Here is a 16,420-nt window from a genome sequence, read left to right as displayed (position 1 = left end):
AGTGTTTTAGAAGTTAATCACTTTCATAAAATTTTGTGCATTGAGCACAGCGAAAGGAATGAATGTTATTATGGATGAGATTTTAATTGAAGAATATAGGGGAGAACTTTTAGAATGTGTACATAGAGGATATATATGTTGTGTAAATGAAGATGGACAGGTTGTTTACTCTATAGGTGATCCTGGATTTGTAACTTTTATGAGATCATCAGCAAAACCAATACAAGCTATTCCATTAATAAAGAGAGGCATTGATACAAAGTATAATCTTAGTAATAAAGAAATTACAGTTATGACAGGCTCTCATAGGGCAGAACCATTTCATGTTACGGCATTAGAATCTATAATGGATAAAGTCAAGATAGATGAAGATGAACTTATATGTTTACCTACATATCCATTATCAATGAATGCTAAAGAAGAAATACTAAGAAATGGTGGAGAAAAGAGACGAATTTATCACAACTGTTCAGGAAAACATATGGGAATTTTAACTTTATGCACTGATATGAACTGTGATAAAAGGGAATATTGGAATATTAATAGCCCAGCACAACAGGAAATTCTTTCCCACATTTCAATGATATCTGGATATCCAAGAGAACAGATAAAAGTTGGTACAGATGGATGTGGAGTTCCTGTATTTGCAATGCCTATGAAAAATTTAGCTATGGCTTATATGAAGATGGCATGTCCTGACACTATTGGGGATGAGTTAACACGAGATGCTGTAATAAAGCTTACTAAACTAATGAATGAAAATTATGAGATGGTTTCCGGTACTGATTTAATATGTTCATTACTTTTAATGGATGATAATATAGTTGCAAAGGGTGGAGCAAAAGGAGTATATTGTTTTGGACTTAGAGATGAAAGACTTGGATTTTCAATTAAGATAATAGACGGATCAGAGGAAGAATGGCCGCTAATTGTAGCGTCTATATTAGAGCAGATTAATTATAAAAATAAAGATACTATAGATAGACTAAAAAGGGTATTTCCAAGGGTTATTGTTAATGATAATAATAAAGAAGTAGGAGAAAGTATTGTAAGATTTAAGCTATAGCAGATCAACCTATTTTTAATATTAAGTTTACTTAGATAGTTATATATTAATATGTAATTATTTGCAGGAAGTATATTACATATTAAAAGGTTGAGATGGAGGTAATTAATAATGAAAGAAAATGTTTTAGTAGAGATATGTTGTGGTTCACTAGAAGATGTTATAATAGCTAAAAAAGCTGGAGCCCATAGGGTAGAGTTAAATTCAAATATGTTTTTGGGGGGAATAACCCCATCAATAGGTACTATTGAAGAAGCTAAGAAATTAGTAGATATTCCTATTATGGTAATGATAAGACCGAGAGGAGCTGGATTTTGTTATTCTGAATATGAAATTAAAACCATGGAACGAGATATGAAAGCAGCAATTAAAGCTGGTGCTGATGGTATAGTATTTGGAGCATTACGGGAAGATGGTACTCTTGATGTAGAATTATGCAAAAGATTTATGGATATTATAGGAGATAGAGAAGCTGTATTCCATCGTGCCTTTGATGTAGTGAAAGATCCCTTTAAAGTATTGGATACTTTAGTTGATTTAGGTGTAAAAAGAATTCTTACTAAGGGACAAAAAAATACAATAGAAGATGGAGCAGAACTTTTAAAAGAGTTGATAAAGTATAGTAAGGGAAAAATTGAAATACTTCCAGGGGGGGTAAGACCTCATAATGTAAAATGGATGATCGAAACTTTGAAGTTTAATCAGCTTCATGTAGCCTCTTTTACTAGAAGAAAAGATCATTCAACCCAATGCAATCCAAAAGTTTACTTTGGAAGTCCTCTAAATCCAAAAGAGATTGACTATGATATAGCTAATTACGAATATTTAAAAGAAATGTGTGAGAATATAAAAACTATTACTAAAGCTAATTGTATAAAATAGATAAAAATTATTTTTAACAAAGGTTGTTTCATGTTAAATTTGAGACAACCTCTTTTTGTTAATTTAACCTTTAAAATAATAGTATATCTTTATAAATAAGAGCACAATATATATTAAGATAATTAACTATTTATATAAGGAGGATTAGTAATGAAGAAATTAAAATATTCTTCTGTGGTTGTACTTATACTTATATGTATATTTTGTACTTTCAATTTAGCATTAGCTGAAGACAATAGGGAATGTACTGACAAGGAATACTTAAAAAAAATAGTATATCTAACTTTTGATGATGGACCTACCAATAATACTTTAAAGATACTGAAGATTTTAGAAGAAGAAAATGTTAAAGCTACATTTTTTGTTATAGGAGAGCTAGCTAAAGAAAATTCTGATATATTAAAGCAAGTTGAAGGACAAGGGCATGAAATATGTATACACACTTATAATCATAAGAACTGCATCTATTCAAGTAAGGAAGAATATTTAGAAGATTATGACAAAGCTAATAAAGCTATCACAGATGTCCTTGGTCATGAACCTTCAAAATTCATGAGAATGCCTGGAGGGTCTAGCACTACCATTGGAGATAAGGGAACTGTTAGAGCTATTAGAAATGAATTATGTGATGAGGGGTTGTACTATGTGGATTGGAATATATCTATTGAGGATGCTCTTTCTACAAATGTGCCTGTAGAAAAACTTTTATCTACCTTTAAAAAGGAGCTTAAAAAAACTTTTATAGATCCCAATACTGCTATAGTACTCATGCACGATGGGGCCTCAAATTCTACAACACCTAAGGCGCTTCCTTATATAATAAAATATTTTAAGGATAATGACTACGAATTTAAGAATTTTGGAGATATATCTGAGGAAGAATTATCTCACCTTTTGAATCAAAGACAGATTAATAAATATAATCAACCAAAGCAAACGGATACTTCAAATTAAGAATCTAATCCTTTAAAAATAATAATTACTTTATATGCATAAGTATTATACTTGATTTAATTTGACAAAGGGTTAAAGGTATGTAATATTTATGTATATAATTAATATTTTTGTATAGTTAAAATATTAATTGGAATGATTTTATTTGTAATGAAAATTTATAATTAAAATAAAGTATGTGTAGTATAGTCACAAATTATTTTATTAAGGATGTAGATATTTATGAGTAGTATTTTAAAGAATTTAGATGATGGAAAAGAAAAATCTATAAGAGAAATAGTTCTTAAAGATCTTCGAACAGCTATATTTACAGGAGATATAAACCCGGGAGATAGATTGATAGAAAATAATATTGCTACAGCTATGGGGGTCAGTAGAACCCCAGTTAGAGAGGCACTAAGACAGTTAGAAAGTGAAGGCTTGGCTGTGAATATCCCTAGAAAAGGCACTATAGTCAAGGGGATTTGTATTGAGGATGCTATAGAGATATATGATATTCGCGAAGTTTTAGAGGGCCTTGCAGTAAGGGGAGCATGTATGCATATTTCTCGAATTGAAATAAGAGAATTGAGAGAAATCATAGAAAATATGAAAAAACTTATTGATACTAATGAAGAAAAGGAATATGTAGAAGTTCACAATAGATTTAATAAAATAATTTTAGATGCTTGTCATAATAAAAGGCTAATATCACAAATGGAATATATATATGAATACTTACAGAGCCTAAGAAAGATTAGTTTAATGACAAAAGAAAGGAAATTAGATGCACTTAAAGAGCATATAGAAATTGTAGATGCTATAGAAGCTGGAGATGAGCAACTTGCTGAAGAAAGAGCAAGAGATCATGTTACGCGTGCTAAAAAATCTTTTCAAAATGCAGTGGTTAAATAGTAGTTTATAAACCATTACCTATAAAACATAAAGAATTGTTAATACTAAAACTGTATTAACAATTCTTTTTTTTATGCTTTGTAGCAAGGTTGAAATTACGAAAATTTTTTAAAAAATATTTAATTTTCTATTGATTTTTATAAATTAATTGTATACACTATAAACAAGATGTATACAAAAAGTATTTAAAGTATGAAAAGGGATACAAAACTATTGAATATTTTTAATCAGGAGGCGTAAATATGGAACTTAAAACAGTAGCTAGTGCTGGCACATTGGAATCCAGTGATATTCAAATTATAATTGAACCTTCAACTGCTGGAATAGAAATTACTCTAGAAAGTACTGTTAAAGCACAATTTGGAGAGGAAATAGAAGCAGTTATCAAAGAAACTCTTAAATCCTTGGGGGTAGAAAGTGCAAAGGTGTTTGCTAATGATAAAGGTGCAATCAACCCTGTAATAAAAAGTAGAGTTCAGACTGCAGTTCATAGATCAGCTGAAAACAAGGAATATAAATGGGTGTAAGGGGAGATTAAGATGAAACTAAGACGTTCGATGCTATTTGTTCCTGGAAATAATCCAGGAATCATAAGAGATGTACACATATACAAACCTGATTCAGTAATGTTTGACTTAGAAGATGCAATTGCTATATCAGAAAAGGATTCTGCAAGATTTTTAGTTCACAATATGTTAAAAAATCTAGGAGATTACTATAAAGAACTGGGTATAGAAACGGTGGTTCGTATCAATGGTTTAGATACAGAATTTTGGCAAGAAGATTTAGCAGCAATAGTTACAGGTGGGGTTGAAGTTGTAAGAATTCCTAAAACTGAAACTGTAGAAGATGTTATGACTGTAGATAGAGAAATAGAAAAAATAGAGAAGGCTTGTGGAAGAGAAATTGGTTCAACAAAGATAATGGTAGCCATTGAATCGGCTTTAGGAGTTATGCATGCCTTTGAAATAGCAAAATCTCCAACTAAAAGGTTAATAGGTATGGCTTTAAGTGGTGAGGATTTTGTAACTAGTATGAAGACAACGAGAACTCCAGAGGGAGATGAGCTTTATGTGGCAAGAGGAATGATTGCTATGGCAGGAAGAGCTTGTGGACTTGAAGTGTTAGATACCGTTTATTCAGATGTAAATAACGATGAAGGATTCCTAAAAGAAGCTAATCTTATTAAGAGAATGGGATTCGGCGGTAAGTCATTAATTCACCCAAGACAAGTGGAGCTTATACACAGTGTATATACTCCTAGTGAAAAAGAAATAGTTAAAGCTAAAAAGATAGTCGATGCTACAGCAGAAGCTTTACGTGAAAATAAGGGAGTATTTACTGTAGACGGTAAAATGGTAGATAAACCAATTATAGAGAGAGCTCAAAGAGTTTTAGAACTTGCTAAAGCAGCGGGGGTTTTAGTTGGAGGTGAAGATAATGAATAATAGAATAAGCAAAGAATTATTAAATAGCATACCGGGATATGAGAATAGAAAGGTTTATGAAACTCCCTTTATTAATCAACCAAAGGGAACTATGGTTGAAAGTGATGGTGAAAATTTAAAAGAGCAAGTAAAGAGAACTAAAGTAGTAGAATCTATAAGAGTTGCTATAGAAAAATGTGAAATTAAAGATGGGATGACTATTTCTTTCCATCATCACTTTAGAGCTGGAGATAAGCTTTTAATGATGGTAGTAGATACATTGGCAGAAATGGGTATTAAAAATTTAAGAGTAGCATCAAGTTCTTTAACAAGTGCTCATGATGGACTTGTAGCACATATAGAAAATGGTGTTGTAAATAGAATTGAAAGCAGTGGTCTTAGAGGAAAACTTGCAGCTGCAATATCTGAAGGAATTTTAGATAAGCATCCAGCAGTTATTCGTTCTCATGGTGGAAGAGCTAGGGCTATTGTAGAAGGAGATTTGAAAATAGATGTAGCATTTATAGCAGCTCCATCTGCTGACTGCATGGGAAATGCCAACGGTGTAAAAGGAAAATCCATATGTGGATCTTTGGGTTATGCAAAGGTAGATGCAGAGTATGCTAATAAGGTAGTTGTAGTAACAGATACTTTAGTTGATTATCCCAACTTCCCACAGAGCATTCCACAAACTAAAGTTGACTATGTAGTTGTAGTTGATGAAATTGGTGATTCAAAGGGGATAATGTCTGGAGCAACTAGATTTACATCAAATCCTAAAGAGCTTTTAATGGCAAAAAGAGTACTTGATGTAATGCTTGCATCTGGAAGATTTGTAGATGGATTTTCTATGCAAACAGGTAGTGGTGGAGCATCTCTAGCAGTTACTCGTTTTGTTAAAGAAGAATTAAAGAAAAGAGATATTAAATTAAGTTATGCCCTAGGTGGAATTACAGGACCTATGGTAGATCTTTTAGAAGAGGGACTTTGTGATACACTATTTGATGTCCAATGCTTTGATTTAAAAGCTGCAGAGTCCATTGGAAAAAATGAAAAACATATAGAAGTTAGTGCAGATTTTTATGCTAATCCATTTAATAAATCAGCTGCAGTTAACAAATTAGATTTTGTTGTCCTAAGTGCATTAGAAATAGATACTGATTTTAATGTTAATGTTATTTCTGGCTCTGATGGAGTTATTAGAGCAGCATCAGGTGGACATAGTGACACAGCAGCTAATGCTGAAATATCAATTTTAGTAGCACCTCTTACAAGAGGAAGAATTGCAACTATAATTGAAAAAGTAACTACTATTGTTACTCCAGGTAGTACAGTAGATGTAGTTGTTACAGATTATGGTGTAACTGTAAATCCAAGAAGACAAGATTTAATCAACAAGTTTAAGAAGGCAGGCCTTCCATTAATAACTATGGAAGAATTAAGAAAAATTGCTGTTAAGCTAATAGGAGTTCCTAAGGAATTAGAGTTTTCTGATGATGTAGTAGCAGTAATAGAATACAGAGATGGAAGTATTATAGACGTAGTTAAAAAGCTTAAAAAGTAAGCTAGATATTATCTTTGATTTGAAAGGTTTAAACAAATAACTTGTTAACCCTATTAGGACTTACTAAAAGTAAGGCCTAGTAATGAAATTATACAATTTAATTTTAGGAGGATTAATTATGCCAGAAAATCTTATTGAAGAAAAAAAAGGTCCCTTTAAAGTATACGGCATGCCGTGGTACATTTTTGCAGGAGTTGCAGTAGTAGTTTTCTTTGCAGCAATCAAAGGTTTTTTACCTAAAAACTCTGTAGGTGCCTTTGCACTATTATACTCAGTAGGTATCCTATTTGCTATGATTGGAGATAGGATTCCAATATGGAAAGAGTATGTTGGAGGAGGTCCAATTCTTGCTTTCCTAGGATCTGCAGCGTTAGTTTACTATGGGATAATACCAGAAGCAAGTGTTGAAGCTGTAAAAATATTCATGGATACCGCAGATTTCTTAGACTTATTTATAGCAGTACTTATAACAGGATCAATATTATCAGTTAATAGGAAACTACTTATGAAAGCTTTCCTTGGATATATTCCAGCAATATTGGGTGGAGTAATTGCAGCATTTGTATTAGGAGCTTTAGGTGGAGCTATATTTGGTATTCCTATGTCAGAAATAGCTACTAAGTATGTACTTCCAATAATGGGTGGTGGTACTGGAGCAGGAGCAATTCCAATGAGTGAAATTTACTCAAGTGTTACTGGTGGGGATCCAGCAGCATGGTTATCCTTTGCTCTATCAATTCTTACAATAGCTAATATTATAGCTATAATAGCAGCGTCAGTATTAAATAAATTGGGTGAAACTAAAGCTGGAGCTAAATTTAATGGACATGGTGAATTAATAAGAAATGCAGAAGATATATCTAAATTAGAAGAAACTAGAGTAGTTAAAGTTACAGCTAGAGAAGTTGCAGCAGGACTAATTCTTGCCTGTGCATTTTATGTACTTGGAAATATTTTATCAAAAACTTTAATTATACCGGAATTTACGTTAATGGGAATCAATGTTAAAATTGATATTCATAGATTTGCGTGGATGGTTATTTTAGTAGCTATAGCTAATGTAGCTAATATAATTCCATTAGAATTAAAAGAAGGAGCTAAAAAGCTTCAAGGATTTTTCTCTAAACAATTCTTACTAGTAGTAATGGTTGGAGTTGGTATAGCTATGACAGATCTTGGAGAGCTTATAGCAGCATTCAATATAGCTAACGTTGTTATAGCAGGCCTAATAGTCTTAGGAGCAATTCTTGGATCGGGAATTGTAGGATGGTTAGTAGGATTCTACCCAATAGAGACAGCAATTTCAGCTGGATTATGTATGGCAAACCGTGGAGGTTCAGGAGACGTTGCGGTTCTTACAGCAGCAAAACGTATGGATTTAATGTCCTTTGCACAAATTTCTTCTCGTCTTGGTGGAGGAATAATGCTGATATTAGCAAGTATAGCCTTTGGTATGTTCTTCTAAAATCAGATTTTGAAAATAAATATAAAAAGAGTGTTGCTGTCAACACTCTTTTTATATTATGATACAATGTAAGTATCCTATAGTTATAAACTTATAATGGAGTGAAAGATATGAGTAAAAAGAAAAATAGAAAAACAAATAAAGAAATTTTACAAGAAGCTCATGCAGAAGGAATGTTTAGTGAAGCAGAAGAAATATCTAAAGGGAAAAAGAAATATGAATTTAAAAGTGGATTTGATGCTGTGTTTTCAGTAATTATTGTAATTATTGCATTACTAATAATATCCTTTGTAAGAAGATACTTTAACTTATAAAATTAAGATAGGATGTAATTTATTAAATGAGGTGAAGAAATGTATTATAACACTCAAAAAATAAATCTTAATTCTAAAATAGAAGTAAATAGGGTTGAGGAATTTTTAAGGGGATTTGCCCTTAAATATGAAGATGTAGATTATACTTTAATAATAGAGGAAGAGGGAGAAATAATAGCTACCTGTTCTAAGAAAAATAATATCGTTAAATGTTTTGCCGTAAGCGAGGAGCATCAAGGTCAAGGTATATCAAATATACTTATTACTGATATCACTAATAAACTCTTTGAAGAAGACATATACCATAACTTTATTTTTACAAAGCCTTCGAATAATTTTCTGTTTCAAGGACTTGGATATAAGGTAATTGTTGATACGGATAAAGTTAGTTTATTGGAAGCTGGAAATAAAAATATCCATAGTGAGTTGAAAAATATAAAGAAGAGTTATGAATTAAAGGAAGAAGAGCAATATGCTGCGTTAATTATGAACTGTAATCCTTTTACATTAGGACATAAATATATAGTTAAGAAAGCAGCTATGGATAATAAAAATGTTATAATTTTTGTGGTAGAAGAAGAGAAGTCCTCATTTCCATTCCAAGTTAGATTTCAACTAATAAAAGATGGAGTTAAGGAATTTAATAATGTAACTGTAATACCTGGTGGGAATTATATTATATCATCAGCTACTTTTCCAAATTATTTTTTAAGAAAAGATGACGACATTTTAAAAGAATATACTAAAATAGATGGAAACGTCTTTGGAAAATATTTTTGTAAGGAACTAAATATAACTAAAAGATATGTAGGAAGTGAACCTTACTGCAATGTTACCAATACTTATAATGAAACTTTAAGAGAAGTATTGCCTAAATACGGTGTGGAAGTTGAAATTATAGAGAGATGCGAGATAGAAAATAAAGCTATAAGTGCGTCTAGAGTTAGAGAATTACTTAAAGAAGATAGACTAGAAGAAGTAAGGGAGTTAGTCCCATTAACTACCTATGAATTTTTAACAAGCAGCCTAGGGAAAGATATTATAGAGAAGCTTAAACTTAGAGATTTGCCTCATTAAAATAATAAATATTTCCTATGACAAAAATTGAAGGCTAATTAATAGACAATATAAACATTTAATTTTATCATAGTAAGGAAGGGGAAAAGTGATAGGATAATTATTGCCTATCCTTACATTAATATGGACTATACAGAAATAGATGAATTTTTAAATCATAGAGAAAAGAGAGTATTATATCAAGAACAACTTCTGAGAAATACATCTGGTGGAGTTACTCTTGCCACTGTAAGAGTAAACTATCCTGGTATAAAAAAATCTAATTATATTACAGATAGAATTGCCAAGATAGTTTGTGAGGATATATATTTATTTCATAATAAAAATATAATTTGTAAAGAAATCTATAAGAATAAAGAAGGAGTTATAGGTCATTTCATTTTTAATACTGATAACATTGAAGTAAAAAAGCAACTTATATATATGGAAGAAAATCATATATTAGGCAGATGTGTAGACATAGATGTATATTATCTTGATGATAGTGATCCATTGATGCCGTCCTTGCGTGGAGTATCTAGAAGTGACATAGGCCTAGAACCTAGAAAATGTTTTTTATGTGAAGAAGAAGCTAGAATATGTTCTAGAAGTCAAAAGCATAGTATAGAGAGGATAAAAGAGTATTTTATTAGTAAGTATGAAGAATATACCTGCTATGTAGATAAAAGAGATAGATTGTCCTATGAGATATCTCAACTAGCCCTTAAATCAATGATTACAGAGGTATCAACTATGCCTTCTTATGGATTAGTTTCACCTGTTACAAAGGGGTCTCATAAAGATATGGATTACTATACATTTTTAGAGAGTAGTTTTGCCATAGCACCATTTATAAAGGAAATGGTAGAAGCGGGATATAGCTATGAAACTCCAAAAAATATTTTTAAAGCTATTAGAACTATTGGAATAAAATGTGAAGAGACTATGTTTAAAGTTACTAAAGGTATAAATACCCATAAAGGTATGATATTTTTAATAGGAGTAGTGGCTACTGCGCTAGGTAAAGCTCTATATGAGAAAATATCCTTCAATAAAGTTCAAATTATACTAAAGAATATGTGTGAAAATATATTGGATGATTTTAAAGATTTGCATAAAAAGAAAGACTTAACTCATGGAGAGGCTTTATATTTAAAATATGGCTTTGCTGGAATTAGAGGAGAAATTAAAAAAGGTCTTGAAAATATTTTCCAGGAAATAATACCCAAACATAAAGATTCTAATCTAAAAGGAAATGATTTGTATTCTGAAACATTGCTTATGTTGATTAGTAAAGTAGAAGATAGTACCATTGTGCATAGACAAAATATAGAAAAACTTCGTGAAGTTCAAAGACGTGCCTATGAAATTTTAAACTTGGGGGGCTTCAATAGCGAAGAAGGAATTAAAGCAGCCCATGACTTTGAAAAGCAGTGTATAGACGAAAATGTGAGTCCGGGAGGATCAGCGGACTTATTGGCATTAGTTATATTTTTGACAGAGTCTGAAAGGTTCTTTTCATAAACTTTAACTCGTTACAGATGTAAATTTTTAAAGTAGATATATTTAATTAACACAGGATGTTAAATATATCTACTTTATTTTATAATTTTTTCAAAAATACCCATGGAATATAGAGAATATATAATAATCATATATAGAAATTAATGTAAAATTAAAGTAAATATAAAAAATGCAGGAATAATAGTTTACATATTTAATATAATATATAGAAATTAATTAAAAAAATAATTATTTTTATGTATTGAAATATTTGAAAATTCAGTATAAAATGTAATAGTGATAATAATTTAACAAGCATTGTAGGGGGGAAAACAATGAATACATCCTTTAATTATGAAGAACTAGATGTTATATTAAAAAATCATGGATATAACCCTAGTAGTATAATTGCAATATTACAAGATACTCAGGAGATATATAGATATCTTCCAGAGGAAATATTTCCATATTTCTCTAAAAAATTAGGTATTAGCGAAGCAAAAATTTACAGCGTAGCTACATTCTATGAAAACTTTTCTTTAGAACCTAAAGGGAAATATGTAATAAAAATATGTGATGGAACAGCATGTCACGTAAGAAAATCTATACCAATATTAGAGAAGCTAAGAAGTGAATTGAATCTTTCAGAAAACAAAGTTACTACAGATGATTTAATGTTTACTGTGGAAACGGTTTCATGTCTTGGAGCCTGTGGTTTAGCACCAGCACTAACTGTTAATGACAAGGTTTATGGGGCTATTACTCCTGAGAAGGCAATAGAACTTTTAAATATGCTTAAGGAGGACAAATAATATGCTTCTTAATAGAGAGGATTTAATTAATATAAGAAATACCTATAAAGAAAGCTTTCACAACGAAAAGGTAAAAATTCTTGTATGTGGAGGTACTGGTTGTATAGCAGGTGGTTCATTAGAAATATACGATGAGTTTGTAAGACTAATGAAGGAAAAAGATATAAGATGCGAGGTTAAATTAGAAAAAGAATCTCATGAAAAATCTGTTGGAATTAAAAAAAGTGGTTGCCATGGATTCTGTGAGATGGGACCTCTAGTAAGAATTGAACCATGGGGATATTTATACATAAAGGTTAAGCCACAGGATTGTGAAGAAATTATAGATAAGACTATTGTTTTAGGTCAATGTGTAGATAGATTGGCTTATGAAAAGGATGGTAAGGTTTACAGAACTCAAGATGAAATACCTTTCTATAAAAAACAAACTAGATTGGCATTAGAACATTGTGGTCATATTGATTCTACATCTATAGAAGAATATTTTGCTATAGGTGGATACTCTGCTTTAGAAAAAGTACTATTTGATATGACTTCGGATGAAATTATAAAAGAAATCGATGATTCAAATTTAAGAGGCCGTGGTGGCGGTGGTTTCCCAACTGGCCGCAAGTGGGGTCAAGTAAAACGTCAACCTGAGGGTGAGAAGTACATTGTATGCAATGGTGATGAGGGAGATCCAGGTGCATTTATGGATAGAAGCATAATGGAAGGAGACCCACATAGAGTTATAGAGGGAATGATGATTGCAGCAGTAGCCTGTGGAGCACAGGAAGGATATATATATGTACGTGCAGAATATCCTCTTGCTGTTAGCAGATTAAAGAATGCTATAGAAGAAGCTAAAAAGTATGGAATATTAGGTGAGAACATTCTTGGTACAGGTTTTAGTATGGATATAAAAATCAATAAAGGAGCAGGTGCTTTTGTATGTGGAGAAGGAAGTGCACTAACAGCTTCTATTGAAGGAAAAAGGGGTATGCCTAGAGTTAAGCCACCAAGAACTGTAGAACAAGGATTGTTTGGAAAACCAACAGTGCTTAATAACGTAGAAACCTTTGCTAATGTACCTATAGTAATTGAAAATGGAGCAGATTGGTATAAAACCATGGGTCCAGAGAAGAATAATGGAACAAAAGCTTTTGCATTAACAGGAAACATCGAAAATACAGGACTTATTGAAGTTCCAATGGGTACAACCTTAAGAGAAATAATATTTGATATCGGTGGAGGAATAAGAGGAGGAGCAGAGTTTAAAGCTGTACAAATTGGAGGTCCTTCAGGTGGTTGTTTAACAAAAGAACATTTAGATTTACCACTAGATTTTGATTCTTTAAAGAAAGCCGGAGCTATGATAGGTTCTGGTGGGCTAGTTGTAATGGATGAAAATACTTGTATGGTAGAAGTCGCTAGATTCTTTATGAACTTTACTCAAAATGAGTCTTGTGGTAAGTGTATACCATGCCGTGAAGGTACTAAGAGAATGCTTGAAATATTAGAGAGAATTGTAGCAGGTAAAGGTGAAATTGAAGATATTGATTTATTACTAGAACTTGCAGATACAATATCTTCTACAGCTTTATGTGGATTAGGAAAAACTGCAGCATTCCCAGTAGTAAGTACAATAAAGAATTTCCGTAGTGAGTATGAAGCGCATATTATTGATAAGAAATGTCCAACCAAGACATGTCAAAAACTTAAGACTATCTATATAGATGCAGACCTTTGCAAGGGTTGTTCAAAATGTTCAAGAATTTGTCCAGTAGGTGCCATTTCAGGTAAGGTTAAAGAACCTTTTGTAATTGATAAAAATAAATGTATTAAATGTGGTGCCTGTATTGAAGCTTGTGCCTTTAAAGCTATAAAGGAGGATTAATAGAATGAATGAACAATTTATGATTATAGATGACATCCCAGTGGAAATAAAGGGAGAAAAAAATATTTTAGAGGTTATTAGAAAAGCAGGAATAGATTTACCAACTTTATGCTACTACTCAGAGCTTTCTGTATATGGAGCTTGCCGTATGTGTATGGTAGAAAATAAGTGGGGTGGAATTGAAGCTGCATGTTCTACACCACCAAAAGCTGGTATGGAGATATATACTAATACACCTAGATTAAGAAAATATAGAAAGAATATATTAGAATTATTACTTTCAAATCATTGTAGAGATTGTACTACATGTGAGAAAAATGGACATTGTAAACTACAGGAGTTAGCACATCGATTTGGGATAAGACAAGTAAGATTTGACAATACAGCAGAAAAAAGCGAATTAGATACATCATCTTTATGTATAGTAAGAGATAAGAGTAAATGCATACTTTGTGGTGACTGTGTAAGAATGTGCAATGAAATTCAAAATGTAGGTGCCATTGACTTTATAAAAAGAGGAGCAGAGATGAGTGTAGGTACAGTTTTTGACAAACCTATAGCAGAATCAAACTGTGTAGGTTGTGGTCAGTGTGCAGCAGTATGTCCTACAGGAGCTATAGTAGTAAAAGATGATACACAAAAACTATGGAAAGATTTAAGTGATAAAAATACTAAGGTAGTAGTGCAAATAGCTCCAGCAGTAAGAGTTGGAATAAGTGAGGAGCTTGGACAAAAAGATGGAGAAAATGTAATGGGTAAAATCGTTGGAGCTTTAAAGAGAATGGGCTTTGATGAAGTATTTGATACATCTACTGGAGCTGATCTTACAGTACTGGAAGAAACAGGAGAATTTATTTCAAGATTAGAAAATAATGAAAGACTTCCGTTATTTACTTCTTGTTGTCCAGCTTGGGTTAACTATGTAGAAAGAACTTACCCAGAGATGATGAGTAATATCTCAACATGTAAATCTCCTATGCAGATGTTTGGTTCTGTTTTAAAAGAGCACTATAGTCATTCTAGTAAAAGAATAGTTAATGTAGCAATAATGCCTTGTACAGCTAAGAAATTTGAAGCTGATAGAGATGAATTTAAAGTTGATGGAGTTAAGGATGTAGATTATGTTATAACTACTCAAGAGCTTATAGCTATGATAAAGGAAGCCGGAATTGTATTTTCAGAGATAGAACCAGAAGCTGTAGACATGCCATTTGGTGTTAGTAGTGGAGCGGGAGTTATATTTGGAGTTACAGGTGGAGTTACAGAGGCTGTTTTAAGAAGAGTTTTAGATGACAAATCTGTATCTACACTAAGAACTATAGCATTTAATGGAGTAAGGGGAATGTCTGGTGTAAAGGAAACTAGTATTACAGTAAATGACAAGGAATTGAAAATTGCTGTAGTTAGTGGTCTTAAAAACGCTGATGACCTAGTGAAAAAGATAAAATCAGGAGAAGCACATTATGATTTTATTGAAGTAATGGCTTGCCCAGGTGGATGTGTAGGTGGAGCAGGACAACCATTTACTATGTTTGAAGGAAAGCAAAAACGTGGAGAAGGTTTATATGCAGCTGATAAGATGAGTAGCCTTAAACGTTCAGAAGAAAATCCAGTAATGATGTCTCTTTATTCAGGATTATTAAAGGGAAAAGTTCATAAGTTATTACATGTGAATTATAATAGAGGGGAGTAAACGCTGTGGTAAACTTAAGTGTTTGTATAGGTAGCGCCTGTCATGTAAAGGGATCTTATAATGTTATAAATGCTTTTCAACAGAGCATTGAAGAATATAATCTATCTGATAAAGTAGACTTAAAGGCAGTATTTTGTTTAGGTCATTGTTCTGATGCTGTATCTGTAAAAATTGATGACGGAGAAGTATTCAGTGTATCAGGCTTAACGGCAAAGAGTTTCTTTAAAAAAGAAGTATTACCAAGAGTAAAATAAGGTAATAAAACAAGCTAAATGTTAAATTAATATTGAGCCTACACTTATAATAAAGTGTAGGTTCAATATTTTGTAAGTTTTAGTGAGCTATTTTGAGAAGAAGCTCTATTTACTAATAGTAAATAAGTATAACTTCTAAAAAATCTCTGCAGTTGTTAATTAAAATCTATATATGTGATATAATGATGTGCATGTAAAACTTAAGAATTAATTAACAGGAGCTGATATAAATGTATGTATTATTTGGTGAAAATGTAATTCATAATGATGAGATGAAAGAAATAATAGAAAGTAAAACTGATTTTAAAGTAATTAAGGATATGACAAAGGGAACTAAAAGAGAAGATGTTCATGCCTTTTGCTTAAGTGTGAAAATCTCAATCTTAAATGAGATTATAGAAGAAGAATATGATGATTTTAATTTAAGTGAAATGGAAGAGGACGACATTTTTGATGAATATCTCAGTTTAGCAGAAGAGATGGCCTTAGATATGGAAGAGTTTATTCCAGAGGAAGCTATTATAGATGCAAAGGCCTATAAATGGGATCAATCAGATAAAGATATAAAAATTATTGTTATCATTGGAAATGACCAATTAGAAGAAAGAAAATTGAGAGATATAATGAAAAGATTACTAACTCAAGCAGAGTAAATGTGAT

General features: G+C 31.7%; 16 protein-coding genes. All 16 read left to right on the top strand.

The window, feature by feature from the left end; all coding sequences use genetic code 11:
- The first annotated feature begins 70 nt into the window (after nt 1-70).
- The 16 genes from B3B03_RS07690 (at nt 71) to B3B03_RS07615 (ending at nt 16,413) form a co-directional block, all read left to right on the top strand.
- Nucleotides 71-1,066, top strand: a complete 996-nt coding sequence (locus tag B3B03_RS07690; protein WP_346876922.1) for an asparaginase — start codon at nt 71-73, stop codon at nt 1,064-1,066.
- A gap of 111 nt (nt 1,067-1,177) precedes the next feature.
- On the top strand, nt 1,178-1,948 hold the full coding sequence (locus B3B03_RS07685; RefSeq protein ID WP_346876921.1) for a copper homeostasis protein CutC: 771 nt from the start codon (nt 1,178-1,180) through the stop codon (nt 1,946-1,948).
- Nucleotides 1,949-2,098: 150 nt separating this feature from the next.
- On the top strand, nt 2,099-2,902 hold the full coding sequence (locus B3B03_RS07680; protein WP_346876920.1) for a polysaccharide deacetylase family protein: 804 nt from the start codon (nt 2,099-2,101) through the stop codon (nt 2,900-2,902).
- A 222-nt stretch (nt 2,903-3,124) separates the two neighbouring features.
- Complete coding sequence (locus B3B03_RS07675; protein ID WP_346846615.1) at nt 3,125-3,796, top strand: GntR family transcriptional regulator; 672 nt, start codon at nt 3,125-3,127, stop codon at nt 3,794-3,796.
- Between the two features lie 242 nt (nt 3,797-4,038).
- Entirely contained in the window at nt 4,039-4,323 is a 285-nt protein-coding gene (gene citD / locus B3B03_RS07670; RefSeq protein WP_346876919.1) for a citrate lyase acyl carrier protein, read from the top strand.
- A gap of 12 nt (nt 4,324-4,335) precedes the next feature.
- Nucleotides 4,336-5,244 (top strand): aldolase/citrate lyase family protein, encoded by a 909-nt coding sequence (locus tag B3B03_RS07665; RefSeq protein WP_150842466.1) that lies wholly within the window; start codon nt 4,336-4,338, stop codon nt 5,242-5,244.
- Nucleotides 5,237-6,787, top strand: coding sequence for a citrate lyase subunit alpha (citF, locus tag B3B03_RS07660; RefSeq protein ID WP_346846618.1), 1,551 nt, complete (start codon nt 5,237-5,239; stop codon nt 6,785-6,787). Before B3B03_RS07665 ends, citF begins: the two co-directional genes overlap by 8 nt.
- 118 nt (nt 6,788-6,905) lie before the next feature.
- Nucleotides 6,906-8,252 carry a citrate/sodium symporter CitS gene (gene citS, locus B3B03_RS07655; protein ID WP_346876918.1) on the top strand — a complete coding sequence of 449 codons (1,347 nt, stop codon included), beginning with the start codon at nt 6,906-6,908 and terminating at the stop codon, nt 8,250-8,252.
- 110 nt (nt 8,253-8,362) lie between these two features.
- Nucleotides 8,363-8,566: a hypothetical protein gene (locus tag B3B03_RS07650; RefSeq protein ID WP_150842468.1), complete on the top strand. Its 204-nt coding sequence runs from the start codon at nt 8,363-8,365 to the stop codon at nt 8,564-8,566.
- A 39-nt stretch (nt 8,567-8,605) separates the two neighbouring features.
- Nucleotides 8,606-9,643: a [citrate (pro-3S)-lyase] ligase gene (gene citC / locus B3B03_RS07645; protein ID WP_346876917.1), complete on the top strand. Its 1,038-nt coding sequence runs from the start codon at nt 8,606-8,608 to the stop codon at nt 9,641-9,643.
- A 123-nt stretch (nt 9,644-9,766) separates the two neighbouring features.
- Nucleotides 9,767-11,146 (top strand): triphosphoribosyl-dephospho-CoA synthase CitG, encoded by a 1,380-nt coding sequence (gene citG, locus B3B03_RS07640; RefSeq protein WP_346876916.1) that lies wholly within the window; start codon nt 9,767-9,769, stop codon nt 11,144-11,146.
- Between the two features lie 314 nt (nt 11,147-11,460).
- Nucleotides 11,461-11,937 (top strand): NAD(P)H-dependent oxidoreductase subunit E, encoded by a 477-nt coding sequence (locus tag B3B03_RS07635; RefSeq protein ID WP_346846622.1) that lies wholly within the window; start codon nt 11,461-11,463, stop codon nt 11,935-11,937.
- Nucleotide 11,938: 1 nt separating this feature from the next.
- A complete protein-coding gene (gene nuoF / locus B3B03_RS07630) occupies nt 11,939-13,813 on the top strand; it encodes an NADH-quinone oxidoreductase subunit NuoF (protein ID WP_346876915.1) in 1,875 nt (624 codons plus the stop codon).
- 4 nt (nt 13,814-13,817) lie between these two features.
- A complete protein-coding gene (locus tag B3B03_RS07625; protein WP_346846624.1) occupies nt 13,818-15,506 on the top strand; it encodes a [FeFe] hydrogenase, group A in 1,689 nt (562 codons plus the stop codon).
- Between the two features lie 5 nt (nt 15,507-15,511).
- A complete protein-coding gene (locus B3B03_RS07620; RefSeq protein WP_035133546.1) occupies nt 15,512-15,760 on the top strand; it encodes a (2Fe-2S) ferredoxin domain-containing protein in 249 nt (82 codons plus the stop codon).
- A 230-nt stretch (nt 15,761-15,990) separates the two neighbouring features.
- Nucleotides 15,991-16,413, top strand: coding sequence for a hypothetical protein (locus B3B03_RS07615; RefSeq protein WP_346846625.1), 423 nt, complete (start codon nt 15,991-15,993; stop codon nt 16,411-16,413).
- The last annotated feature ends 7 nt before the right edge of the window (nt 16,414-16,420 follow it).

The sequence above is a fragment of the Clostridium sp. UBA5712 genome (assembly GCF_002419845.1).
Lineage (GTDB): Bacteria > Bacillota > Clostridia > Clostridiales > Clostridiaceae > Clostridium_J > Clostridium_J sulfidigenes.
Note: the sequence above shows the minus strand (reverse complement) of the source record. Positions and strands in the feature narration are given on the sequence as shown.

What these genes read in the sequence shown, in the direction of transcription:
- citD (WP_346876919.1), top strand. Translation starts at nt 4,039, where the DNA reads ATGGAACTTAAAACAGTAGCTAGTGCTGGCACATTGGAATCCAGTGAT.
- citC (WP_346876917.1), top strand. Translation starts at nt 8,606, where the DNA reads ATGTATTATAACACTCAAAAAATAAATCTTAATTCTAAAATAGAAGTA.
- citF (WP_346846618.1), top strand. Translation starts at nt 5,237, where the DNA reads ATGAATAATAGAATAAGCAAAGAATTATTAAATAGCATACCGGGATAT.
- B3B03_RS07615 (WP_346846625.1), top strand. Translation starts at nt 15,991, where the DNA reads ATGTATGTATTATTTGGTGAAAATGTAATTCATAATGATGAGATGAAA.
- B3B03_RS07635 (WP_346846622.1), top strand. Translation starts at nt 11,461, where the DNA reads ATGAATACATCCTTTAATTATGAAGAACTAGATGTTATATTAAAAAAT.
- B3B03_RS07665 (WP_150842466.1), top strand. Translation starts at nt 4,336, where the DNA reads ATGAAACTAAGACGTTCGATGCTATTTGTTCCTGGAAATAATCCAGGA.
- nuoF (WP_346876915.1), top strand. Translation starts at nt 11,939, where the DNA reads ATGCTTCTTAATAGAGAGGATTTAATTAATATAAGAAATACCTATAAA.
- B3B03_RS07690 (WP_346876922.1), top strand. Translation starts at nt 71, where the DNA reads ATGGATGAGATTTTAATTGAAGAATATAGGGGAGAACTTTTAGAATGT.
- B3B03_RS07685 (WP_346876921.1), top strand. Translation starts at nt 1,178, where the DNA reads ATGAAAGAAAATGTTTTAGTAGAGATATGTTGTGGTTCACTAGAAGAT.
- B3B03_RS07675 (WP_346846615.1), top strand. Translation starts at nt 3,125, where the DNA reads ATGAGTAGTATTTTAAAGAATTTAGATGATGGAAAAGAAAAATCTATA.
- B3B03_RS07650 (WP_150842468.1), top strand. Translation starts at nt 8,363, where the DNA reads ATGAGTAAAAAGAAAAATAGAAAAACAAATAAAGAAATTTTACAAGAA.
- B3B03_RS07625 (WP_346846624.1), top strand. Translation starts at nt 13,818, where the DNA reads ATGAATGAACAATTTATGATTATAGATGACATCCCAGTGGAAATAAAG.
- citS (WP_346876918.1), top strand. Translation starts at nt 6,906, where the DNA reads ATGCCAGAAAATCTTATTGAAGAAAAAAAAGGTCCCTTTAAAGTATAC.
- B3B03_RS07680 (WP_346876920.1), top strand. Translation starts at nt 2,099, where the DNA reads ATGAAGAAATTAAAATATTCTTCTGTGGTTGTACTTATACTTATATGT.
- citG (WP_346876916.1), top strand. Translation starts at nt 9,767, where the DNA reads ATGGACTATACAGAAATAGATGAATTTTTAAATCATAGAGAAAAGAGA.